22 protein-coding genes are annotated in these 23,163 nt (G+C 71.8%); 4 read left to right on the plus strand and 18 right to left on the minus strand.

Translation table 11 applies throughout. The annotated features are described in order from the left end of the window. Positions 1 to 73: 73 nt before the first annotated feature. Positions 74 to 1,996 (minus strand): asparagine synthase (glutamine-hydrolyzing), encoded by a 1,923-nt coding sequence (gene asnB / locus O2L52_RS04650; protein ID WP_270114158.1) that lies wholly within the window; start codon positions 1,994 to 1,996, stop codon positions 74 to 76. A gap of 273 nt (positions 1,997 to 2,269) precedes the next feature. Between asnB and O2L52_RS04655 the strand changes: the two genes are divergently transcribed. Then, positions 2,270 to 2,923, plus strand: coding sequence for a response regulator (locus O2L52_RS04655; RefSeq protein ID WP_270114159.1), 654 nt, complete (start codon positions 2,270 to 2,272; stop codon positions 2,921 to 2,923). Further along, positions 2,920 to 4,101, plus strand: a complete 1,182-nt coding sequence (locus tag O2L52_RS04660; protein WP_270114160.1) for a sensor histidine kinase — start codon at positions 2,920 to 2,922, stop codon at positions 4,099 to 4,101. Before O2L52_RS04655 ends, O2L52_RS04660 begins: the two co-directional genes overlap by 4 nt. A 4-nt stretch (positions 4,102 to 4,105) precedes the next feature. Here O2L52_RS04660 and O2L52_RS04665 read toward each other — a convergent pair whose 3' ends face one another. Continuing rightward, positions 4,106 to 4,942 (minus strand): phosphoribosylaminoimidazolesuccinocarboxamide synthase, encoded by an 837-nt coding sequence (locus O2L52_RS04665; protein ID WP_270114161.1) that lies wholly within the window; start codon positions 4,940 to 4,942, stop codon positions 4,106 to 4,108. A 154-nt stretch (positions 4,943 to 5,096) separates the two neighbouring features. Here O2L52_RS04665 and lipA point away from each other — a divergent pair, with 154 nt between their 5' ends. Next, positions 5,097 to 6,008, plus strand: a complete 912-nt coding sequence (lipA, locus tag O2L52_RS04670) for a lipoyl synthase (protein WP_373897056.1) — start codon at positions 5,097 to 5,099, stop codon at positions 6,006 to 6,008. A gap of 60 nt (positions 6,009 to 6,068) precedes the next feature. Further along, entirely contained in the window at positions 6,069 to 6,764 is a 696-nt protein-coding gene (locus O2L52_RS04675) for a DUF4191 domain-containing protein (protein ID WP_270114163.1), read from the plus strand. A gap of 178 nt (positions 6,765 to 6,942) precedes the next feature. Here O2L52_RS04675 and O2L52_RS04680 read toward each other — a convergent pair whose 3' ends face one another. The 16 genes from O2L52_RS04680 to trpC all read right to left on the minus strand — a co-directional run bounded on the left by O2L52_RS04680 (position 6,943) and on the right by trpC (position 23,162). Next, positions 6,943 to 7,353 carry a DUF3040 domain-containing protein gene (locus tag O2L52_RS04680; protein ID WP_270114164.1) on the minus strand — a complete coding sequence of 137 codons (411 nt, stop codon included), beginning with the start codon at positions 7,351 to 7,353 and terminating at the stop codon, positions 6,943 to 6,945. A gap of 201 nt (positions 7,354 to 7,554) precedes the next feature. Beyond that, positions 7,555 to 8,739, minus strand: a complete 1,185-nt coding sequence (dinB, locus tag O2L52_RS04685; protein ID WP_373897055.1) for a DNA polymerase IV — start codon at positions 8,737 to 8,739, stop codon at positions 7,555 to 7,557. A gap of 425 nt (positions 8,740 to 9,164) precedes the next feature. Then, the gene (locus tag O2L52_RS04690; RefSeq protein ID WP_270114166.1) at positions 9,165 to 10,325 is read right to left on the minus strand and encodes an alkaline phosphatase family protein; all 1,161 of its coding nucleotides are present in this window, start codon (positions 10,323 to 10,325) and stop codon (positions 9,165 to 9,167) included. A gap of 71 nt (positions 10,326 to 10,396) precedes the next feature. After that, on the minus strand, positions 10,397 to 11,059 hold the full coding sequence (locus O2L52_RS04695; protein ID WP_270114167.1) for a response regulator: 663 nt from the start codon (positions 11,057 to 11,059) through the stop codon (positions 10,397 to 10,399). An 88-nt stretch (positions 11,060 to 11,147) separates the two neighbouring features. Next, a complete protein-coding gene (locus O2L52_RS04700; protein ID WP_270114168.1) occupies positions 11,148 to 12,320 on the minus strand; it encodes a sensor histidine kinase in 1,173 nt (390 codons plus the stop codon). A gap of 95 nt (positions 12,321 to 12,415) precedes the next feature. Then, a complete protein-coding gene (locus O2L52_RS04705; protein WP_270114169.1) occupies positions 12,416 to 13,183 on the minus strand; it encodes a methyltransferase domain-containing protein in 768 nt (255 codons plus the stop codon). Positions 13,184 to 13,633: 450 nt separating this feature from the next. After that, positions 13,634 to 14,230: a maleylpyruvate isomerase family mycothiol-dependent enzyme gene (locus tag O2L52_RS04710; protein ID WP_270114170.1), complete on the minus strand. Its 597-nt coding sequence runs from the start codon at positions 14,228 to 14,230 to the stop codon at positions 13,634 to 13,636. 103 nt (positions 14,231 to 14,333) lie between these two features. Beyond that, positions 14,334 to 15,098 (minus strand): WecB/TagA/CpsF family glycosyltransferase, encoded by a 765-nt coding sequence (locus O2L52_RS04715; RefSeq protein ID WP_270114171.1) that lies wholly within the window; start codon positions 15,096 to 15,098, stop codon positions 14,334 to 14,336. Beyond that, on the minus strand, positions 15,098 to 16,081 hold the full coding sequence (locus O2L52_RS04720; RefSeq protein ID WP_270114172.1) for an NAD-dependent epimerase/dehydratase family protein: 984 nt from the start codon (positions 16,079 to 16,081) through the stop codon (positions 15,098 to 15,100). Before O2L52_RS04720 ends, O2L52_RS04715 begins: the two co-directional genes overlap by 1 nt. Before the next feature lie 38 nt (positions 16,082 to 16,119). Continuing rightward, positions 16,120 to 17,091, minus strand: coding sequence for a hypothetical protein (locus tag O2L52_RS04725; protein ID WP_270114173.1), 972 nt, complete (start codon positions 17,089 to 17,091; stop codon positions 16,120 to 16,122). A gap of 33 nt (positions 17,092 to 17,124) precedes the next feature. Further along, complete coding sequence (locus O2L52_RS04730) at positions 17,125 to 17,673, minus strand: GNAT family N-acetyltransferase (RefSeq protein WP_270114174.1); 549 nt, start codon at positions 17,671 to 17,673, stop codon at positions 17,125 to 17,127. Between the two features lie 245 nt (positions 17,674 to 17,918). Beyond that, the gene (locus O2L52_RS04735; RefSeq protein WP_270114176.1) at positions 17,919 to 19,073 is read right to left on the minus strand and encodes an FAD-dependent oxidoreductase; all 1,155 of its coding nucleotides are present in this window, start codon (positions 19,071 to 19,073) and stop codon (positions 17,919 to 17,921) included. Positions 19,074 to 19,097: 24 nt separating this feature from the next. Next, positions 19,098 to 20,132, minus strand: a complete 1,035-nt coding sequence (lgt, locus tag O2L52_RS04740) for a prolipoprotein diacylglyceryl transferase (RefSeq protein ID WP_270114177.1) — start codon at positions 20,130 to 20,132, stop codon at positions 19,098 to 19,100. A 148-nt stretch (positions 20,133 to 20,280) separates the two neighbouring features. Beyond that, the gene (gene trpA / locus O2L52_RS04745) at positions 20,281 to 21,069 is read right to left on the minus strand and encodes a tryptophan synthase subunit alpha (RefSeq protein ID WP_270114179.1); all 789 of its coding nucleotides are present in this window, start codon (positions 21,067 to 21,069) and stop codon (positions 20,281 to 20,283) included. Positions 21,070 to 21,071: 2 nt separating this feature from the next. Then, a complete protein-coding gene (trpB, locus tag O2L52_RS04750) occupies positions 21,072 to 22,280 on the minus strand; it encodes a tryptophan synthase subunit beta (protein ID WP_270114180.1) in 1,209 nt (402 codons plus the stop codon). An 81-nt stretch (positions 22,281 to 22,361) separates the two neighbouring features. Further along, positions 22,362 to 23,162 carry an indole-3-glycerol phosphate synthase TrpC gene (trpC, locus tag O2L52_RS04755; protein ID WP_344472584.1) on the minus strand — a complete coding sequence of 267 codons (801 nt, stop codon included), beginning with the start codon at positions 23,160 to 23,162 and terminating at the stop codon, positions 22,362 to 22,364. Position 23,163: the final 1 nt, after the last annotated feature.

A 23,163-nucleotide genomic window follows, 5' to 3' on the forward strand; every position in this document is an offset into this window, starting at 1 on the left:
CGCGCCCGCCCCCCGCCCCGCGGCGCGGGGGGGCCGGCGCCCCCCGCCCCGCGCCCCCCCCCCACTTCAGCGTTCAGGCGGCCGTCGCGAGGCCCGGGGCGCCGGTCGCGGCCCGGCGCGGCGCGCGCACCCGGTCCCAGCCGAGCGGCGGCCGGTCGAGCTGGGCGTACCAGAGGCAGAACACCATGACCGCCCAGACCTTGCGGGCGTGGTCGGCCTCCCCGGCGCGGTGCGCGCGCAGCAGGCCGCGCGCGTAGTCGAGGTCGAGCAGGTGTCCGCAGCCGCTCGCGGCCAGCACGTGGTCGGCCCACTCGAACATGGGCCCGGCCAGCCACTGCCGGTGCGGGGTCGGGAAGCCGAGCTTCGGACGCTCGACGATGGCGGGCGGCACGAGTTCCGCGACGGCCCGGCGCAGCGCGGTCTTGGTCTGGCGGCCCTGCAGCCGGTGCTCGACGGGGATCCGCGAGGCGGCCTCCCACACGACGCGGTCGAGGAACGGGACCCGCAGCTCCAGGCTGTGCGCCATGGACATCCGGTCGGCCTTGACGAGGATGTCGCCCTTCATCCAGGTGTGCAGGTCCAGCTGCTGCATGCGCGTGGTCGGGTCGAGGTGCGCCGACTCGTCCCAGACCGGGTCGGTGACGGCGCGGTGCGGCGGGCCCTCCCGGCGCAGGAGCCGGCGCTTGTCGTCGCCGGTGAAGATCTTCGCGTTGCCGACGAACCGCTCGCGCAGCTCCGCGGTGCCGCGCTCGAGGAAGCTCTTGCCCTTGACGCCTTCGGGGAGGACCGCAGAAGCCTTGCGCAGCAGGCCCTTCGCAGGATCGGGCAGGGCTTCGAGACGTTTGAGCGAATGCGGTTCGCGGTAGATCGTGTAGCCGCCGAAGAGCTCGTCGGCGCCTTCACCGCCGAGGGCGACGGTGACGTGCTCGGCGGCCTTCTTCGCCACGAAGTAGAGCGGGACCAGGGCCGGATCGGCGACCGGGTCGTCCAGGTGCCACACGATCTTCGGCAGTTCGGCGATGACGTCGTCGACCGAGACGGGCGCGGGGATCGAGCGCACCCCGAGGGCCGCCGCGGAGGCGGCGGCGACCGGCAGCTCGTCGTACAGGCCCGGGTCGGTGAACTGCGCGGTGAACGTCAGCAGTCCGGGATTGACTTCACGGGCGAGGGCGACGACGGCGGTCGAGTCGATGCCGCTCGACAGGAGCGCCCCGACCGGCACGTCCGAGCGCATGTGGATCCGCACCGAATCACGCAGGGCCGCAAGGATCTCGGCGTGGAGGCGGTCGGCATCGGCCACGGGCTTCGGCCGGAACATGGGCTGGAAGTACCGCTGCGGGCGCAGCGCGGCGCCGGGCCGGAACATCGCGAAGTGCCCGGCTTCGAGGCGGTGGACGTGCCGGTGGAGGGTGGCGGGCTCGGGCGCGTACTGGAAGGTCGCGTAGTGGGCGACCTGATCGGGGTCGACCAGGTCGGGGTGGGCGAGGCCGGGGAGGGCCTTCTTCTCGCTGGCCAGCCAGGTGGCGCCGTCCCACTGCGTCCAGTAGAGGGGTTTGATCCCGAAGGGGTCGCGGGCGGCGAAGAGCAGGTCCGCGACGCGGTCGTGGATCACGAACGCGAACATGCCGCGGAGGCGGTGGACGAGGTCCGGTCCCCAGTGCCGGTACCCGGCGAGGATCACCTCGGTGTCGCCGCGGGTCGTGAACACCTCGCCGTGGACGCGCACGAGCTCCTCGCGCAGTTCGAGGAAGTTGTAGACCTCCCCGTTGAAGACGATCGTGTAGCGGTCGGGGTCGGCGCCGTCGCCGCGGCGCATCGGCTGGTGGGAGCCTTCGACGTCGATCACCGAGAGCCGCTTGAAGCCCATGAGGGCCTGGTCGCCCGCGGCGAGGACCGCGGTCTCGTCGGGACCGCGGTGGCCCAGGCGCGCCAGGGCCGCGGCGAAGTCGCCTTCGGAATCGGTGCGCGCTCCGGCGCGGACAGCGAAGCCGCACATGGTGCCTCCAGTTCGGGGGTGGGGTGGACTTCCAGACTCGTCCGCGGCGGCGGCGTCCGCCTCCGGCGAAGTGCCGGAACCGCCCCGGTGAAGGTCCCTCCGCGAAACCGTCCGATGGACTCGTCCGGATGCAGCCGAACGTCTGCAATGCACCCGCCGCAAGTCGGGTGCGTCGCTCCGCCATGTGGATGGGACTGCACCCGACCTTCGACGGGTGGCCGGCCGTGTGGATGATGAGGACTCATATAACGAATAGGCCACCGGGAGGCGCACGTGATCCGAGTGCTGATCGTCGACGACGAGGCGCTGATCCGATCGGGGTTCACCCACATCCTCAGCGCCGCCGAGGACATCGAGGTCGTCGGCGCCGTGTCAGGGGCCGACGCCCTGGACCAGGTGCTGGCGCTGCGGCCGGACGTCATGCTCCTCGACATCCGGATGCCGGACATGGACGGCCTCACGATCCTCAAACGGCTGCGGGAGCTGTCGCACCCGCCCGTGACCGCCGCACTGACCACCTTCGACACCGACGAGTACGTGTACGAGGCGCTGCGGCTCGGCGCGGCGGGCTTCCTCCTCAAGGACACCGAACCCGAGCACCTGGCCTACCAGGTGCGGGCGCTGGCGACCGAGGGCGCGGTGCTCTCGGCGAAGGTCACGCGCGCCGTCGTCGCCGGATACCTCGACCGGTCGGCGGAGTCGAAGCCGAACCCGCGGATCGAGCGGCTCACCGAACGGGAGCGGGAGATCCTGCTGCTCCTCGCCGAGGGGAAGTCGAACGGCGAGATCTCCGCAGAGCTGTTCCTGGGCCTGGGCACCGTCAAGGACCACGTCAGCTCGATCCTCACGAAACTGCAGGTCTCCAACCGGGTGCAGGCCGCGCTGACGGCCCACGACGCCGGCCTGCTCAAGGACACCGGCCGGTGACGAGGCTCGGCCTGCCCGAGCGCTTCCCCCAGTGGGCGTGGGACACGGCCATCATGGGCGTCGCCATCGCACACCTGGCGTTCGTCATCGACCTCTCCAACCAGCCGGTCGCGACGCTCGCGTGCGTCGGCGTCCTGGCCCTGGTGCTGCGCCGGCGGTGGCCGTTCGCGGTGTTCCTGGTGACCCTGCCGGCGGCGTTCCTCGTGTTCGAGAAGGTCGCGTCGATGATCGCGCTCTACACGATCGCCCGCGAGTCCCGCCGCCCCTGGCTGCCGCTCACCGCGACGGCGCTCCTCGCGTTCTGCTTCATCTTCCAGGGGAGCCAGGTCTTCTACCTGTTCTTGGGTCCGGGGCGGGTCACGCCGTTCACAGCGGCCATAGAGGTTCTGCCGCAGTTCATCTCCCCGTACGAGTCTTACCTGCGTTCGGCCCTCTTTTACACGGCGATGGCGGCGGTGCCCGCGATCCTCGGCTACAGCCAGCGCGCCAGGCAGTCCATGGCCGACCGGTTCGCCGAGATCCAGGAGGCGCGCGAGCACGAGCAGCTGCTGCTCACGCAGCAGGCGCTGGCGGCCGAGCGGGCCCAGTTGGCGCGGGAGATGCACGACGTGGTCTCCCACCAGGTCAGCCTGATCGCGGTGCAGGCCGGGGCGTTGCAGGTGCTGTCCACGGACGAGGAGGGGCGCCGGATCGCCTCGACGATCCGGCGCCTCAGCGTCACGACTTTGGAGGAGCTGCGGCACATGGTGCAGGTGCTGCGGGTCTCCGGGAGCCGGGCGACGGAGCTGACCCCGCAGCCGACCCTGGAGGAGCTGGGCGCGCTCGTCGCCGGGTCCGGGATCGAGGTGGAACTGCACGTCGAGCGGATCATCGGCCTCGACCCGGCCGGGCAGCGCGCGGTCTACCGGACCGTTCAGGAAGCGCTCACGAACGCCCGCAAGCACGCCCCGGGGGCGGCGGTGGCGGTGTCGGTGGTGAGCTCCGGCGACGGCGCGGAGGTGAGCGTCGTGAACGCGCCCGGGGCGCGGCCGGTGCTGGAGCTGCCTGGTTCGCGGCACGGACTGCTGGGGCTGCGGCAGCGCGCCGAACTGCTCGGCGGCCGCTTCGAGGCGGGGCCGACCCCCGAGGGCGGCTGGGCGGTGCGCGTGTGGGTGCCGCGGATCGCCGCGGCCCGCTGAGCCCCTACTGCCAGCGGCGCCCGGTGAGGAGCTCGTACGCCTCGATGTAGCGGGCGAGGGTCGCGTCGGCGACGTCCTGCGGGATCTCGGGGGCCTCGGCGTCGTCGGGTTTCCAGCCGGTGGACCGGGCCCAGTCGCGCACGTACTGCTTGTCGAAGGACGGCTGCGTCTGGCCGGGCTTCCAGGCGGCGGCCTCCCAGAAGCGGGACGAGTCGGAGGTGAGCACTTCGTCGGCGAGGCGGAGCGTGCCGTCGGCGTCGAGCCCGAACTCGAACTTCGTGTCCGCGATGATGATGCCCTTGTCCAGGGCGATCTCGGCGCCGCGGTTGTAGATCGCGAAGGTGAGGTCGCGGATGCGGGCGGCCAGGTCGGGGCCGAGCTTGGCCGCGGTCTCCTCGTAGGTCATCGGGAGGTCGTGGTCGCCGATGTCGGCCTTGGTCGTCGGGGTGTAGATCGGCTCGGGCAGGCGCGAGCCGTCGACCAGGCCCGCGGGCAGGTCGTTGCCGCACACGGTGCCGCGCTTGTCGTACTCGGCGAGGCCGGAGCCGGTGAGGTAGCCGCGCACGACCGCCTCGACCTTGAGGATCTCGAGGCGCTTGACGCGCAGCGCGCGCCCGGCGAACTCGGCGGGCACGTCATCGGCGGAGATCACGTGGTTGGGGACGATGTCGGCGAGCTGCTCGAACCACCACGCGCTCAGGGCGGTGAGGAGCGCGCCCTTGCCGGGGATCGGCGTCGGCAGGACCACGTCGTAGACGCTCACGCGGTCGGAGGCGACGAGCACCAGGTCGCCGCCGTCGGCGTAGACGTCGCGGACCTTGCCCTGGTGAATGAGTTCCACAGTTGCTCCTCTACTCGACTCGCACTCATTAGAGCAGCGGGAACGTCATCCTACGTTTCATCGAAGCCGCCGCTGTGCCCAGCGACACCTGCCGACCGGCGCCTGCGCGGCGTAGGCTGGGCCGGTGACTTCCGTACAGCCTGAAGGACGCCGGATGCTGCGCCTCGAAGTGCGCAACGCCCAGACCCCGATCGAGAAGAAACCCTCCTGGATCAAGGTCAAGGCAAAGACCGGCCCGGAATACACCGAACTGCGAAGCCTCGTCAAGAGCGAAGGCCTGCACACGGTCTGCCAAGAAGCCGGTTGCCCCAACATCTACGAGTGCTGGGAGGACCGGGAGGCGACGTTCCTCATCGGCGGCTCCCAGTGCACGCGGCGCTGCGACTTCTGCCAGATCGACACCGGCAAGCCCGACGCGCTCGACCGCGACGAGCCCCGCCGGGTCGCCGAGTCGGTGCAGACCATGGGCCTGAAGTACGCCACGATCACCGGCGTCGCCCGCGACGACCTGGACGACGGCGGCGCCTGGCTCTACGCCGAGACCGTGCGCCAGATCCACGCGGCCGTCCCCGGCTGCGGCGTCGAGCTCCTCATCCCCGACTTCAACGCGGTCCCCGAGCAGCTCGCCGAGGTCTTCTCCTCCCGCCCCCAGGTGCTCGCGCACAACGTCGAGACCGTGCCGCGCATCTTCAAGCGCATCCGGCCCGCGTTCCGCTACGAGCGGTCCCTCGAGGTCATCACCAAGGCCCGCGAGGACGGCCTGGTCACCAAGTCGAACCTCATCCTCGGCATGGGCGAGACCCGCGAAGAGGTCTCCCAGGCCCTCAAGGACCTGCACGCCGCGGGCTGCGAGCTCATCACCATCACGCAGTACCTGCGCCCCACCAAGCGCCACCACCCGGTGGACCGCTGGGTCAAGCCCGAGGAGTTCGTGGAACTCACCGCCGAGGCCGAGGAGATCGGCTTCGCCGGTGTCATGAGCGGCCCGCTGGTCCGCTCCTCCTACCGGGCCGGACGCCTGTACCAGCAGGCGATCGAGGCACGCGCCGCCGCCACGCCTGTGTAGTAGAAAGCCGCAGATCAGCCCGGTCCTGCGGGTCCCCGACCGCCCATTAGAATTGACGACATGGCAAAGCAGCAGGAAAAAGAGACGTTCGGGTCGCGCCTGAAGACCATCGGGATGGCGATCAAGTTCACGCACCAGCGCGACAAGTTGTTCGTGCCGCTGGAGGCCGCCGCGATCCTGCTGCCGTTCGCGATCATCACCGCTCTGGTGATCTTCGCGAAGTTCTCGCTGCTCTGGTATGTCAGCGCCCTGTTCGTGGCGCTTCTGGCCGGTTTGATCGTGCTCAACATGCGCACCAGCAAAGTGGTGAACAAGGAGGCCGTGGGCAAGCCGGGGGCGGCGTACGCGCTCATCGACGGCATCCGCGGCTGGCAGGTCACGCCCGGTGTGGCGGCCCTGTCCGAGACGCAGATGGTGCACCGCGCGGTCGGCAAGGCCGGCGTGGTCCTCCTCGGCGAGGGCGGCCCCAAGGTCCGCAAGCTCCTCGGCCAGGAGAAGAAGCGCATCTCCCGCGTGGTCGGCTCGACCCCGGTCTACACGTTCCTCGTCGGCGAGACCGGCGGCGACGACTTCTCGGTCACCGAGGTGCGCAAGCGCCTCATGAAGCTGCCCAAGAACATCGACTCCAAGGACGCCAACCACATCGCCAAGCGCCTTGACGCGCTCGGCATCGGCATGGCCATCCCGAAGGGCCCGATCCCGACCAGCGCCAACGCCGGCAAGGGCGCGCGCCGCGCCATGCTGCGGGGCCGCTAGGCCGAGCCGCCGCGCTCAGCACGGCACTCAGGGCGTTCAGCTCGGTCGCCCGGGCGCTGCGAGGCCAATGACTGCGAGGCCAGTGAACGTGAACCGGCCCGGCGGGGGAACTCCCCCGCCGGGCCGGTTCTTCGCGCTGCCGGTCGTGCCGCAGCGCGCGAAGTCGATCAGAAGTGAATCAGAAGATGTCGCCGTTGTCGCGGCGGCGGCGCCACCGCTCCTCCATGCGCGAGGTGAATCCACCGGGCTTTGGGGGCTTCGAGCCGCCGACCGAGCGGCTGGCCTTGCCGTCGACCGCCTTCAGCTTCACATTCGTGCCGCGGCGCTGGGCCCATAGACCGAGGATCAGACCGCCGAACATGAGCACCGCGCCGATCGGGGCGCCGAACACGGCGACGTCGCCCCCTGCGATCACGGAGCCGATGACGACGCCGATCCCTAGGACAGTGACGATGCCGGCCAGGATGAGCCTGCGCCGGGTCACGTGCGCCGGGTCGTGGGCGCGCACAGCAGAGGCGAACTGCGGGTCTTCGGACAAGGACTGCTCGATTTGCTCGAACAGACGTTGTTCGTGGTCGGAGAGCGGCACGACACTCCTCCTGCGCTAGTGCTCGACGGAGCCACCGCCACGGCGACTCCACTGCTTGCATCCAAGTCTACGAGGCTTTCGCCCGAGGCGGAAGGCAGTTCGTGCTTGAATCAGTCCGTTCTGGCCTGGATGCGCGAGCTGACAGGGGTGCTTCGGTGCAATGCTCATCTACAGCTCGCAAGCTTCGCTGAGGCCCGGTGCTCACCGGCCCGGGTTCCCCGATTCCGGGGTGTCTACACGCGAGTCACGGCGGGCCAGCCGGCCCGCCGACCGGACCGCGCCCTTCCCGAACTTCGCGCTCGCCTGATCGATCACCGTCTCGATGTCGCGCCACCCGTGCTCGGGCTCGCCGAGCGCCACCTGCCGGCCCACCGCGGCGGCCTCGACCAGGTGATCGAGCTTCACGCCGATGAGCCGCACCGGCGCCGTCGCCGCCGCGTCCGCCAATTCCCTTGCGGCGGCGTAGATCTCACGCCCCACATCGGTGGGTGCCGCGAGCATCCGCGAACGCGTGATCGTGCGGAAGTCCCCGAAGCGGATCTTCACCGTCACCCCGCGGCCCGCCCAGCCCGCCTTGCGGGCCCGCGACGCGACCTTGCGGGACAGCTCCAGGAGCACCGGGCCCCACACCGCTCCGTCCGGGGCGTCGCGGTCGAACGTCGTCTCATTGCTGATCGACTTCTCGACCCGCTCGGGCCGCACCGGCCGCGGGTCGATGTTCCGCGAGAGCGCGTACAGGTGCTCGGCGCTGGCGTGGCCGACCGAGGAGGCGAGGCTGTCCACGTCCAGGCGCGCCAGGTCGCCGACCGTGCGCATGCCCAGGCGGGTGAGTTTCTCGGCGGTCTTCTCGCCGATGCCCCACACGGAGCGGATCGGGAGGCGGTGCAGGAACTCGAGCTCGGTCGCGGCGGGGACGACGCCGAGGCCGTCGGGTTTGGAGGCCTCGCTGGCGAGTTTGGAGAGGAATTTCGTGGAGGCGATGCCCACGGTGCAGGTGATGCCGTGGTCGGCGCGGACGCGCTCGCGGATCGCGCGGGCGATCGCGACGGGCGGGCCGATGAGGCGGCGCGCGCCCGCGACGTCGAGGAACGCCTCGTCGACGGAGATCGGCTGCACGTGCGGCGTGAACTCGCGGAAGATCGCCATGACCGCGCGGGAGACCTCGCCGTACGAGGTGGTGGGGGTGATGAAGACGCCGTGCGGGCAGCGGCGGCGCGCGATCGCGGTCGGCAGGGCCGAGTGCACGCCGTACTCGCGTGCCTCGTACGAGGCGGCGGAGACGACTCCGCGCGGCCCGAGTCCGGCGACGATCACGGGCCTGCCGCGCAGCGAGGGGTCGCGCGCGATCTCCACGGACGCGAAGAACGCGTCCATGTCGACGTGCATGATCCCGAGACCGTCATCGGACAGCTCGGGACCGATGAACCGATGAAGATCGCTGGCCACCCCCGAAGCCTAGCCAGCGGGTCCGACAACCGCCCGCAACCGCTCCGCCCCCGACCCGACGATCGCCCCTGAACTGCGCAAACGCCGCAATGGCGGACCCGTATGGGAGTGTGGTCCTTTTCGGTTGGTCGGAGGCGGATGCGGGTGGGAAGGGGCACGCCCTACGCGCCCGCCGCGGTCGCGGCGGCCCGCCGAACGGCGCCCATGGCCACGGCTCACGGCTCACGGCTCACGGCTCACGGCTCACGGCTCACGGCTCACGGCTCACGGCTCACGGCTCACGGCTAGATCCTGCCCCGGCCTCGGCCGCTCCCCCGCTCAGTCTTGGAGCCACTCCCCCGCTCAGCCTCGGGGCCACTCCCCGCTCAGCCGTTGCGGTAGCTCCACAGCGGGACGGCCATCTCCGCGGCGGTGAGGCCGCCGTGGTGGCCGATGAGCCTCGCCACGTGCGGCGGCTCGCCCTCGACGCCCACGATCGCGAACGTGCCGCGGCAGGCCACCACCAGGTCGCCGATGCGCTCGCGGCTCGACTCGGTGACCTTCGGGCCGTACCAGCCACGGTCGATCGCCTCGTCCCGGCCGATCACCTCGGCGCGCTCGCCGACCGCCGCCGCCCACGCCTGCCGCACGTCCTCGACCGCGCCCGGCGCGGCGTACAGGTACCGCATCCGGCCGTCGCCGGCGACCGCTTCGACCCCGGTCGCCAGGTCGGGCCGCCGGTCCAGGTGCAGCCGGTCGGTGATGTTCACCATGCCGTGGTCGGCGGTCACCAGCAGCGCCGCGTCCCGCGGCAGGCCCGTGAGGATGCCGTCGATCGCCTCCGACACCTTCGCGACGGCCTCGAGCCACTCGGGCGAGCCGATCCCGTGGAAGTGCCCGGCGGTGTCCACGTCCGGCAGGTACCCGTACACGAGGCTCCGGTCGCCGCGCGCCAGCGCGGCCAGGATCCCTCCGGCGACCTCGTGCGGGGCGATCGCGGGGAGCCAGTCGGCGCCGCGGTAGATCGCGCGGGTCAGGCCGGTGTCCCGGAACGTCCCGTTCGAGACGATGGTGCAGGCGACCCCTTGGGCGTCGGCCTGCTCGAAGCAGGTGGGCTCGGGCTGCCAGGCCTCCGGGTCGGGGGCGCCGTCCCAGCGGATGTGGGTGACGAGGTCGCCGGTGTCGGGCACGCGCACGGTGAAGCCGATGATGCCGTGCTCGCCGGGCGGGAGTCCGCACGCGAGTGACGCGAGGCTGATCGGGGTCGAGGAGGGGACCGTGGCGGTGATCGGGGTGAGGGTGCCGAGTTCGCCGTGGTGGATGGCGCCGACGGTGTCGCTGGCCTGGGCGGCCTGGCCGAGGAGGTGGAAGCCGAAGCCGTCGAGGAGGAGCACGGCGATGCGGCGGACGCCGTCGAGCTCGGCGCTGCGCAGGTTGACGCCGCGGGCGGGGATGCCAAGGGCCGCAAGCGCGGTCGGCATGACATCGGCGAGGGTGCCGGTGCCGTAGGCGGGTTGGACCGCCGTGAGGTGCGGGCTCGTGGGCATGGCCCGAGGCTAGCCGGTTTCGTGTCGGTTCGGCCACACCACGTGTGAAAGCGGCCGAGTCGGCGGGATTGTCAGACCTCGGGGACGTCGAGGCCGGAGCGGTAGGCGATGGCGACGAGGCCGGCGCGGTCGCGGGCGGCGAGCTTCGTGAGGAGCTTCCCGACGTGGGTGCGGACGGTGGCGGGGCTGATGAACAGGCGCCCGCCGATCTCGTCGTTGGGCAGGCCGGTGGCGACCCAGCGGAGGATCTCGAGTTCGCGTTCGGTGAGGTCGGGGAGGTTCGGGTGGGGCTTGCCGGCGCCGGTGCCGCGTTCGGCGTACGCGTTGATGACCTTGCGGGTCACGTCCGGGCTGAGGAGGGAGTCGCCGGCGGCGGCGAGGCGCACGGCGCGCAGGAGGTCTTCGGGGGGCGCGTCCTTCATGACGAATCCGGCGGCGCCGTTGGAGAGGGCGTCGAAGATGTAGTCGTCGACCTCGAAGGTGGTGATCATGACGACGCGGGTGGTGGCGAGGTTCGCGTCGCGGCTGATGCGCCGCAGCACTTCGAGCCCGTCGATGCCGGGCATGCGGATGTCGAGCAGGGCGACGTCGGGGCGCAGCCGCGAGACGAGCTCCCAGGCCTCCTGGCCGTTCGCGGCCTCGGCGGCGACGTGGACGTCGTCTTCGCCGTTGAAGAGGTTGCGCAGGGCCATCCTGATGAGGCTCTGGTCGTCGGCGATCACGAGTTCGATCATGCGCGGTCCTCCGCTGCTGTTCTGTCGGGCCGGTACTGCACTGTAGGCGGGGGCGGCGAGCCGCGCTCGGGGCGAGGCTCGCGGGCGGTCAGTCGGCGCTGCGGGTGTACGGCATGTCGGCCTCGACGGCGAAGCCGCCGCCGCGGGCGGGCGCGGCGCTGAAGGTGCCGCCGCTGGTCTCGACCCGCTCGGTCATGCCGGTGACGCCTTGGCCGATCCGGTCGGGGGCGACGGGTCCGCCGCGGCCGTCGTCTTCGACGAGGATGCGGATATGCGTTGGGCCGCAGTCGATCCGGACGGTGGCCTTGGTGGCCTCGGCGTGACGGATGACGTTCGTCAGGGACTCCTGGACGACCCGGTACGCGGTGGCGGCGATGTTCGTCGGCACGAGGCCGGGCTCCCCGGCCACGGTGTACTCGACCTGGAGGCCGCCGGTGCGAACAGAATCTACAAGGGAGGGAATGTCGGCGATCGCGCCGGTGGGGCGCAGGTCGGGCTGGCGGCCCTGCCGCAGGGGCGCGAGGGTGGCGCGCAGGTCCTGGAGGGCGCGGGTCGAGGCGTCCCTGATGGCCTGGAGGTTCTCGACGACCTCGGGCGGGACCGCGGCCCCCTCGCCCCGTCCCCGCTTCTGCAGACGGTGCTTTTCCAAGACGTGCAGGGCCACACCGGCGTTCATGCTGACCACGGCGAGGCTGTGGCCGACCACGTCGTGGATCTCGCGGGCCATCTCGACGCGCTCGTCGGCGCGGTACCGCTCGCGTTCGGCCTCGCGCTCGCGGGCCCGGGCGTGCCGGGCCTCGCGGACGATGCGCCCGCCCGCGGCGGCGATGCCGAGCCACACGAACGTGATGCTGGCGTTGACCCACAGGTCCGGGATGTCGTTGATCGCGAACGTCTGGAAGGCCGTGTTGACGACGAAGAGCACGGCCAGGACGGTCAGGACGGTCTTGAGGGGCCGCGCGAACGCGTAGAAGAAGACCGCGAACGCCGGGAGCATGTAGATCGGGCCCTCGGGGAGGCCCAGGTAGAGGTAGGCGTACAGGCCCGCCAGCGACCCGGCCAGCGCGATCTCGGGCCAGTGGCGGCGCACCGCCAGGAACGCGGCGGTGGCGCCGATGAGCACGAACGCGAGCGGGCCGGGGTGGTGGTCGGCGGTGGCGCCGATGGTGGTGCCGCTCGTGAGGACGCCGAGGAGCACGGCGAGGCCGATGTCGAAGGCGAGGGCCGGGAGCCTGGTCCGTGCGGCGGGTGGCGAGGTCACGGGTCCAGGCTACGGTCCGGCGGGCCCGTCGCCTTCGGCGTGCGGACGTAACCGCGTCTACGCGCCTCGACGTAGACGCGGCCGTCCGCGGGCGGTCAGCGCATGGGTTTGCGGGCGAGGAGGTGGATGTGGGTGGCCATGTCGCGGAAGGGGACGCGTGAGGCGGTGGCGAGTTCGAACTCGCGCAGTGCCTCGCCGCCGCCGGTCTCGCTTTTCGCGGCCGTGGGGAGGAGGTCGCCGACGACGCCGACGCCGTGGACCTGTTCGGTGACGAGGCCGGAGCCGCCGACGAGCGCGGTGAGGGTGGCGGTCTCGAAGCGGCGCTTGATGGTGTCGCGGCCGGCGATGACACCGTCGACGTGGGCGAGGAGGTCGATCGCGGCCGGGAAGTTCCCGGCGAGGGCCTTGCCGAGGACGGCGGCGATGCGGTTGGCGACGAGGATGCTGACGCCGCCGCCGGGCGCGCAGACGCGGCGGAGGGCGTCGAGCGCGATGTCCGGGTAGTCGACCATCTCCAGGACCGAGTGGCACAGGACGAGGTCGGCGGTGCCGGGCTCGGCCACGTCGGGGAGTTCGTCGGCGTCGGCCTGGACGGCGCGGACGCGGTCGGTGACGCCCGCGTCGGCGGCGCGCTGCCGCAGTGACGCGAGGGCGTTGGCGCTGGGTTCGACGACGGTGACGTCGTGGCCGAGTTCGGCGAGGGGGACGGCGAAGCCGCCGGAGCCGCCGCCGACATCGAGGATGCGGAGGGTCGCTCCGGTGCCTGCGGCGAATCGCTCGATCTCGGCCGACAGGACCGACCACACGACGGCCATGCGGGGGTGGTGCCCGGTGTGCGTGATCTCTTTGGGAATGTCGACCATGCGCCACAGCCTAGCGCCGCCGCGCCGTCTGGGGCAGGAGGGCGGAATGAACGGTGCGAGTCCGTGCGGGCGGCGCTTGGGGGACGCCTCGACGAGTCGGCGCCCGAGTCCGCACGGCGCGAAGGCCCGTCCGAGGTCTCGGTGAATCTGAGGGGGCCATTGCGAGCGGCCGGACGGCGGTCGGCGGGGTTGCTCAGGTGCCCTCAGACCGCGGTGTCGGCGCCCGATTCCATACCGGCGCAAAGGTCCGTCCGAGGTCTCGGCAAATCTGAGGAGCGGTCGTTGCGAGCGGACCGGATAACGGCCGGAAGGGCTGCTCAGGCACCCCTAGACCGCGGTGTCGGCGCCCGATTCGGTACCGGGCGAAGGCCGGTCCGAGGTCTCCGCGAATCCGAAAAGCGGTCGTTGCGAGCGGACCGGATAACGGCCGGAAGGGCTGCTCAGGCACCCCTAAACCGCGGTGTCAGCTCCCTGCAATGCAGCGACGGCGTCGGCGTCGCCGGTGAGGCGGACTTCGGCGGCGTCGCGGCGGCCGCTGAGGTACAGGAGCAGTTCGGTCGGTTCGCCGTGCAGCACGGCGCCTCCGGGGGATCCGAAGCGGCGGGGGCTGCCCCCGGGCGGGCGCAGTTCGAGGCCATACGGCCGGATGCGGCGGGCGGCGCGGCGTCCGGCGAAGCCGGTCATGCGCCAGGCGAGCGCGTCGAGGTCGGGGCGGTCGGGGCGCCGTCCGAGGCCGTTGGCGCGGCGCACGTCCTCGTGGTGGATGAAGTACTCGAGGCCGTTCATCAGGGTGCGGAGGCCGGGCACGCGCCAGGGCACGGGCGGCGGTCCGGTGCGGAGCCGGGCGATGAGGGCGGGGAGGCCTTTGGCCTTCTCGGCGGCCATCTGCTCGTCGGTCCCGCGCTTGAAGTGCTCGCGCAGCACCAGGTGCGCGGCGAGGTCGGCGGTGTCCCAGCCCTCGCAGAGGGTCGGTGCGTCCGGTCCGAGTTCGGCCAGCAGGTCGCACAGTGCTTCGCGTTCGCGCATGTCGATCGGTGCGGTGCCCATCCGTCGCTCCCTTGCCCGGTCCGGCGGCGAAGGTCGCCGCCGGTTCCGATGCTATGCCGCTGCGGCCGCCGCCCGTGAGGACGGCGGCCGCAGCGGTGTCGCACTAGTCGCGCAGGAACGGGGGCCGTTTGCGGATCTCCCGCAGGTAGGCCGGGTTGTTCTGGAAGTAGCGGCGCCAGAGCCGCTTGGGCTCCTTCGTGAGCCGGAACAGCCATTCGAGGCCGTTGCGCTGCATCCACGGCGGGGCCTGCGGGACGAGCCCGGCGTGGAAGTCGAACGCGGCGCCGACGCCGAACATCGCGGGGGCGTTCAGGCGGTCGCGGTGGGCGGCCATCCAGCGCTCCTGCTTCGGCGTCGAGAGCCCCACCCACACCAGCTGCGCGCCGGAGTCGTTGATGCGCTTGACGATCGCGTCGTCCTCTTCCTCCGTCAAGGGACGGAACGGCGGCGAGTACATGCCGGCGAACTTGACGCCGGGGATGCGCTCGGCAAGCTTCTCGGCGAGCAGTTCGGGCACGCCGTCCTTGCCGCCGTAGAGGAACGAGGTCCAGCCGCGCTCGGCGGCGCGGGCGAGCACGTTGAGCATGAGGTCGGGCCCGTAGACCCGGTCCATCCAGTCGGCGCCGGCCTTGTGCCCGGCCCACACCATCGGCATGCCGTCGGGCGTGGTGAGCCCGGAGGCGTTGTGGATGGCGAGGAGCTCGGGGTCGCGCTGGGACTCCATGACGCCGTGCACGCCGGTGACGCACACGTAGTGCCGTTCACCGTTCTCGACCCAGCGGGTGACCTCGGCCAGCGCCGTCCCCTGGTTGACGGTGGAGACGCCGACGCCGAGTACGTCGACGCGGCGGAGCTGCGGGTCGGCCATTAGCGGTTGTACTGGGCTTTGACCTGGTCGTAGACCCACTCGTAGGTCTTGGTCATGCCTTCGCGGAGGCTGATGGACGGCTCCCAGCCGTAGTACTTCTGGATGAGCGTGTTGTCCGAGTTGCGGCCGCGCACGCCCAGGGGGCCGTCGATGTGCTTGAGCTCGATCTCGATGCCCGCGATGTCGGCGACCAGGTAGTACAGGTTGTTGATGGTGGTCAGCTCGGAGGAGCCGAGGTTGAGCGGCTCGGTGACGTCGCCGCGGGTGAACATCTTGGTGCCCTGGACGCAGTCGTCGATGTAGGTGAAGGAGCGGGTCTGCTCGCCGTCGCCCCAGATCTCGACGCTCTTCTCGCCCTTGAGGGCGGCGAGGGCGATCTTGCGGCAGGTGGCGGCGGGGGCCTTCTCGCGGCCGCCGTCCCAGGTGCCTTCGGGACCGTAGATGTTGTGGTAGCGGGCGATGCGGGTCTCGAGGCCGAAGTCCTCGCGGAAGTGGCGGCACATGCGCTCGGAGAACAGCTTCTCCCAGCCGTAGCCGTCCTCGGCGTCGGCGGGGTAGGCGTCCTCTTCCTTCAGGGGCGCGATGTCGGCCTCGGTCTGCTTGTAGCCGGCGTAGACGCACGCGGAGGAGGAGTAGAAGAAGCGGCCGACCTCGGCGTCCTTGGCGGCCATGAGCATGTGCGTGGAGGGGAGGACCGAGAGCATGCACAGGGCCTTGTTGTTCTCGATGAAGCCCATGCCGCCCATGTTGCAGGCGAGGTTGTAGACCTCTCCCGCGCCGTCGCCGACGGCTTCGCGGCAGGCCTCGAGGTCGGCGAGGTCGCGCTGGAGGTTCTCGGTGTCGCCGTGGACCTGGTACCACTCGTCGAGGGGCTTGACGTCGACGGCGCGAACGGTCTTGCCTTCGGCGAGGAGGCTCGCCACCAGGTGCCCGCCGATGAAGCCACCGGCTCCCGCCACTACCGCGTCCACGCTTGCCGCCATCGTCACTCCTCAAGGTTTCGGATACGGGGAAAGAAGCCTCAGCCTACCCGTCGCGTCTGCGCCCCCACCAGCCGGGAAATGGGGTGTAAGTCACCGTTAGGAGCGGTTTCCGGGGCGTTCGCGGACTCGTTCGCGCCGCGCCGCAGGAGCTGCGCGGGGCCGATCACGAACAGGTCCGGGTCGGGGTCGGCGGTGATGGCGGCCTCGACGCGGGGGGCGATGCAGTAGAGGCGCGCCTTGGGGTCGCCGAGGAGCCGCTTGACGTAGCGAAGGCGCTTGAGCTGGCGTTCGACCATCTGGAACTTCCAGCGGATGGTGCCCAGGGCGATCGGTTCGCCCGCGGCGTTCCACGCGGCGAGCTCGATGGTGCGCAGCTGCCGGAACCGCGGGTCGGGGACGGTGACGCGGGTGGTCTGCGCGGCGGCGGGGTCGTTGAGGGCCCATTCGCGGGCGAGCCGGTGGAACTCGGGGCGGCACACGTACCGGTCGTAGCGGGCGTGGGTCATCCGCCACAGTTTGTCGGTGATGTACCCGCGGCGCCAGCGCGGGAGGTGCTCGGCGAGCATGGCGTAGTGGAAGCGCGCGAAGCGGTGGTCCATGGTCCAGAAGGGCGCTTCGGGGTCGAGGGGGTTCGCGTCGGCGCGGACGAGCCCGGCGGCTTCGAGGTGCGGGAGGAGCACGTCGAGGTCGGCTTCGGCGAGGCCGGTGACGGCGCGCAGGTCGTAGGGGGTGCGCGGCCGGGTGGTGATGGCTGCGAGGGTCTCGTCGACGGCCTTGTCGGGGGCTTCGCCGAGGGCGTCTTCGACGGCGCTCGCGGCGATTTCGAGGAAGGGGCCCTCGGGGCGCAGGAACATGGTCTTGACCCAGGCGTCGACGGCGCTGCGGCGCTGGGGGAGGTCGCCGGCCAGGGCCAGGAGGTCGGGGTCGGAGCCGAGGAGGGCGTGGACGCTGACGGCCGTCTCGGGGTCGGCCACGCCTACGGAGAGGATGGACTCGCGCAGTTCGTTCATAGCAGTTGCGATGCTACACAGGGGCTGCGCGGCTCACAGTTCGCGGAACATGAGGTGCATGCCGACCAGGCCCTGGACGGGGTGCCGGAACGTCCCCGGGAGGACCGCGAGAGTGCGGAAGCCGAGGGCGTGCCAGAGGTCGACGGCGCGGGTGTTGGTGGCGACGACGGCGTTGAACTGCATGGCCGCGAAGCCGTCTGCCTTGGCGCGGGCGAGCGCGGCCTCGCCGAGGGCGCGGCCGACGCCCTGGCCGCGGACGGCGGGGTCGACCATGAACCCGGCGTTGGCGATGTGCGAGCCGCGGCCGGGCTGGTTCGGGTGGATCTCGGCGATGCCGACGACGCGGCCCTCGGCCGCAACGTCCGCGCCGGTGCCGTCTTGGCCGGTGCTGTTGTCGCCAGTGCCGTCTTCGAGGACGGCGACGAGGGCGCTCGCGGGCGCCTCCTTCTCGATCCAGTAGGCGCGCAGCCGCTCTTCGGAGGTGTCGCCCTCCCACACGAAGTGCTCACCGGAGGCGATGATCGGCTCGGCGAAGGCCCACACGGCGGGCCAGTCCTCGGGGCGGGCGTCACGGATGCGCATGGCACGCAAGCGTAATCGTCGACCGGTGCCCGCGCCAGCGCGCTGCTACGCCGTTGCGCCGTTGCGCCGTTGCGCCGTTGCGCCGTTGCGCCGTTGCGCCGTTGCGCCGAACGGTGTCGTACCCGCATGTCAGGGTTGATACCGGGGGCCCATCGATGTCCGATTCGCCGGGACCCTCCGTTCACATTCGGCCCCAACCGCAGTTGTCGTACCCGCATGTCAGGGTTGATACCGGGGGCGATCCTTCAGCGCGGCGGCTGCCAGTCCGACAGCGACGCCGCCTGGTGCTGCACCCACGAGTCGGGCACCGCCCGCAGGAGGCTCTTGGTGACGCCCCTGCCGCCGGACGCGATCGTGTGGACGCGCCGCGAGAGGCGCGCGACGCGCTTGATCCGCGCCATGCGGGCCCGGTCGTAGGAGCCGAGCGCGGCCGGTATCGACTCGGGGGTGCGGCGCAGCGCCCAGCCGAGCGTGACCGCGTCCTCCAGGGCGAGGCTCCCGCCCTGCGCGAGGATCGGCGCGACACCGTGCGCGGCGTCGCCGATCAGCACCAGGCCGCCCTGGCCCACCGCCTGGTGGAACACGGGCGGGACCGGCCAGACGTACCGGACCGGCTGCTGCGTCAGTTCCGAGGGGCGGGTGGCGGCGATGAACTTGCCCACGGGCGCGGGCCAGTCGGCGAACCACCGGTTGATGAGCTCGTGCTGGATCTGCGGCGACTCGGGCCGCATCCCGCCGGGGACCGTGGCCCACCAGCAGGCGCCGGCGTGCCCGAGGTCGCCGTAGCCGAAGCGGCGGCGGTCGGGCCCGTAGATCTCCACGGCGTCGGTGGTGCGCTCGGGGGCGCGGTGGGCGGGCACGAGCCCGCGGAAGCACACCGCCCCGGCGTCCACAGTGGGCGAACCGGGGGCGATGATGGCGCGGCTGGGCGAGTCGATGCCGTCGGCGGCGACCACGAGCTCGGCGTCCCAGCGCCGCGAGGCGTCACCGGCGGCCAGGTCGACCATGTCGATCCGGTCGACCTGCGTCGCCGGGTGCACCTGCACGTTGTCCCCCAGGCGCGACACGAGCGCCTCATAGAGCATCGCGGTGTGCACCATCACCGAGGGCGTGCCGTCGTCGGCGCCGAGCATCGCCGCCGCGAACGAGCTCGACAGGCGCTCCTCGTTGCGCAGTTCGAACCGGTCCACCGGGGTCCCGGAGGCGTCGAGCAGCGCGTCGACGCCGAGCGCGCGCAGTGCGCGCACGCCCGAAGCCCACAGGACCATCCCCAGGTTCTCGCCCTTCAGGCGCTCGCGCCGCTCCAGCAGCGCCACCTGCCAGCCCAGCCGGGACAGGACGATGGCGCTGGCGAGTCCGGCGACGCCGGCGCCGACGACTACGGCTCTTCGGTTCTGCATGCGCACCTGCCCGGAGGGGTTGGGTCAGCTGTCGTCGCGGGGCTTGCCCGCGCCGGCCGAGGGCTCCTCGGCAGTCGGCTCATCGGGGATCACGTCGTCCTCGGGCCGGTCGGGTTCGGGCTCGTCCTCCGCTTCCTGCGCGGCGGACTCGATCTCGCCCGGTTCGGTGCCCTTGGGGAGGGCGCCGTTCACGTAGCCGGCGGTCGTCGCCTCGGCGGAGTCCCAGTCCACGGTGACGCGCTCGCCGCCGTCGAGGACGAACACCTGGCGGGTGCCGCGCGCGAAGATCAGGTACGCGACGGCGAGGACGACGACGATGACGCTCATCCACTGGTTGAGGCGCAGGCCCGCGAAGTCCTCGGCGGGGTCGATGCGCAGGCCCTCGATCCAGAACCGGCCGATGCCGTAGAGGGCGACGTAGAGGGCGACGGCGCGCCCGGCCCCGAACTTGGCCTTGCGGTCGGCCAAGAGCACGGCGAGCGCGACCCCGACATTCCACAGCAGTTCGTACAGGAACGTGGGGTGGAACGTGCCGTACTGCGCGTACCCGGCGACCCGGTGGTCGAAGTCGATCGAGACGGCCCACCACGTGTCGAGCGGCTTGCCGTACAGCTCCTGGTTGAACCAGTTGCCGAGGCGGCCGATGGCCTGCCCGACCGGGATGCCGGGGACGATCGCGTCGGCGGTCAGCGCGAACGGCAGCTTCAGCTGGCGGCAGCCGAGCCACACGCCGACCGCGCCGAGGGCGACGGCGCCGGGGATGCCGAGACCGCCCTCCCAGACGGCGAGGGCCTTCCACGGGTCGCCGTCCGGGCCGAAATAGGCGTCGGGGCTGGAGAAGACGTGGTAGAGGCGGGCGCCGACGATGCCGAACGGCACGGCCCACACGGCGAGGTCGAGCACGGCCCACTTGGGGGCGCCGCGCGAGCGCATGCGCGCCTCGGCGATCCAGCAGGCGGCGACGATGCCCGCGATGAGGCACAGCGCGTACGCGCGGATCGGGATGGGGCCGAGGTGCCAGACGGACTCCGACGGGCTCGGGATATATGCGAGGTCCACGACGAGTAAACCTATCGGTTGCGCGAGCGGGACGTGGCACGGGCCCGAGCCGGTCCCATGGCGCCGCTCCCGAAGCGGCGGTGCCGCTCTCGCATACCGCGCATTTCGGGCGGTGAAGCCCCGCGGGCGGTGCCCGCGGGGCCGGTCGCTAGCGGCGCACGCCCGCGGCGAGGTCCGCGGTGAGCTCGGCGAGCTTCTGGTGCCCCGACGGGATGTCGTCGGACTCCAGGTAGCAGTTGACGATCGCGGAGCCGACGATGACCGCGTCCCCGTACGCGCCGATCTCGGCGGCCTGGTCGCCCGAGCGGACGCCCAGCCCCACGCCGATCGGCAGGTCGGTGTGCTTGCGGGTGCGCTCCACGAGCGCGGGCGCGACCGCGGAGGTGGCGGCGCGGGCGCCGGTGACGCCCATGACCGACTGCGCGTACACGAACCCGCGGCAGGCCGCCACGGTGGAGATGATGCGCTCCTCGGTGGAGGACGGGGCGACGAGGAAGACCCGGTCGAGGTCGTGCTCGTCGGAGGCCTTGATCCACTCCCCCGCCTCGTCGGGGATGAGGTCGGGCGTGATGAGCCCGGCCCCGCCCGCGGCGGCGAAGTCGCGCGCGAAACGGTCGACGCCGTACCGCTCCACGAGGTTCCAGTAGGTCATGACGAGGATCGGGACGCGGCCGGCGACGGCCTCGGTCACCTCGAACACCTGCCTGGTCCGGAACCCGGCCGCGAGGGCCTGGTCGGCGGCCTTCTGGATCGCCGGGCCGTCCATCACCGGGTCGGAGTACGGCAGGCCCAGCTCGATGATGTCGGCCCCGTGGTCGATCATGATGTCGACGGCCTTGATGGAGTCGGCGAGCGTCGGGTAGCCCGCGGGCAGGTAGCCCACCAGCGCGGCCCGGCCCTCGGCCTTGGTCTTCGCGAAAGCGTCAGCGGCGTGCACGGCTACGCCCCCCTCTTCTCAGGGGCGCCTGCGAAGCCGAAGTACTCGACGACGTTGCCCATGTCCTTGTCGCCGCGCCCGGAGAGGTTCACCAGGACGCGCGCGCCGGGCTTGAGGCCCTTGGCGAGGCGCAGCGCCCCGGCCAGGCCGTGCGCGGACTCGATCGCGCAGATGATGCCCTCGGTGCGCGCCAGCTTCTCCAGGGCCGCCATGGCCTCCGCGTCGTCCACGGGCTCATAGGCGGCGCGGCCGGTGGCCGCGAGGTGCGCGTGCTCGGGGCCGACGCCCGGGTAGTCCAGGCCGGCGGAGATCGAGTGCGACTCGATGGTCTGCCCGTCCTCGTCCTGCAGGACGAACGTGCGGGCGCCGTGGAGGACGCCGACCTGCCCGGCGGTGATCGTCGCGGCGTGGCGGCCGGTGTCGTACCCGTCGCCGCCCGCCTCGAACCCGAAGAGCTTCACGTCGGCGTCGTCGAGGAACGCGGTGAAGATCCCCATCGCGTTCGAGCCGCCGCCGACGCACGCGGCGACGACGTCCGGCAGGGCGCCGGTGCGCTCGAGGAACTGGGCGCGGGCCTCGTCGCCGATGCCGCGGCAGTAGTCGCGCACGAGCTGCGGGAACGGGGCGGGGCCGCCGACCGAGCCGATCAGGTAGTGCGTGTGGTCCACGGAGGCGACCCACTCGCGCAGGGCCTCGTTCATGGCGTCCTTCAGCGTGCGCGAACCGGTCGTGACGGGCACGACCTCGGCGCCGAGGAGCCGCATGCGGGCGACGTTCAGCGCCTGGCGGCGCGTGTCCTCCTCGCCCATGTACACGGTGCACTCGAGCCCGAAGTAGGCCGCGGCGGTCGCCGAGGCGACCCCGTGCTGACCCGCGCCGGTCTCGGCGATGATCCGGGTCTTGCCCATGCGCTTGGTCAGCAGGGCCTGCCCGAGCACGTTGCGGATCTTGTGCGCGCCCGTGTGGTTGAGGTCCTCGCGCTTGAGCCAGACCTCGACCCCGGCCTCCTCGGAGAGCCGCTCGGCGAAGTACAGCGGGGACGGCAGGTTGCCGTACTCGCGGCCGAGCTTCTCGAGTTCGGCGGTGAACGCGGGGTCGGCGAGCGCGGCCGTGTGGGCGGCCTCGAGCTCGTCGAGCGCGGCGATGAGCGCCTCGGGGACGAAGCGGCCCCCGAATTCGCCCCAGTGGCCGCTGGCATCTGGATTAGGCACGGTGTCTCGCTCCCCTTCGCAACTCGCTGCCCGGGCGCGCGCACGCGCGCACAGGCTCACCTGTGTGTTCGTCCGCGACCGCTAGCTCGGGCGCGGCGTTGCCGGGTGGGACCCGGCGGTGACCAGCTCGGCGACGGCGTCGCGCGGGCTCTTCGTCTTGACGACGCCCTCGCCGACGAGCACGGCGTCCGCGCCGGCGCTGGCGTAGCGGATGAGGTCGCGGGTGCCCCTGACGCCCGATTCCGCGACTTTGACGACGTCGCGGGGCAGGCCGGGGGCGATGCGCTCGAAGACCGAGCGGTCCACGTCGAGCGTAGTCAGGTCGCGGGCGTTGACGCCAATGACTTTCGCGCCGGCGCGCAGGGCGCGGTCGGCCTCGTACTCGGTGTGGACTTCGACGAGGGCGGTCATGCCGAGGCCTTCGATGCGCTCGTGGAGCGAGACGAGGGTGTCCTGGTCGAGGGCGGCGACGATGAGGAGCACGAGGTCGGCGCCGTGGGCGCGGGCTTCGAGCACCTGGTAGGGGGAGACCACGAAGTCCTTGCGGAGCACCGGGATCTGGACCTTGGCGCGGACGGCGTCGAGGTCGTCGAGGCTGCCCTTGAAGTAGTGCTGCTCGGTGAGGACCGAGATGACGGCGGCGCCGCCCGCGGCGTACTCGGCGGCGAGCACGGCCGGGTCGGGGATGTCGGCGAGGGCGCCTTTGGAGGGGGAGGCCCGCTTGACCTCGGCGATGACGCTGACGCCGCCGCCGGAGAGCGCGGCGTACCCGTCGAGCGCGGGGCGGGCGGCCTCGGCGCGTTCGCGGATCTTCTCGATGGGGATCGCGGTCTGGCGCCGTTCGAGATCGGCGCGGACTTCGGTGATGATCTGCTCCAGCACG

Source organism: Glycomyces algeriensis, from assembly GCF_027622855.1.
Classification (GTDB): Bacteria; Actinomycetota; Actinomycetes; order Mycobacteriales; family Micromonosporaceae; genus Glycomyces; species Glycomyces algeriensis.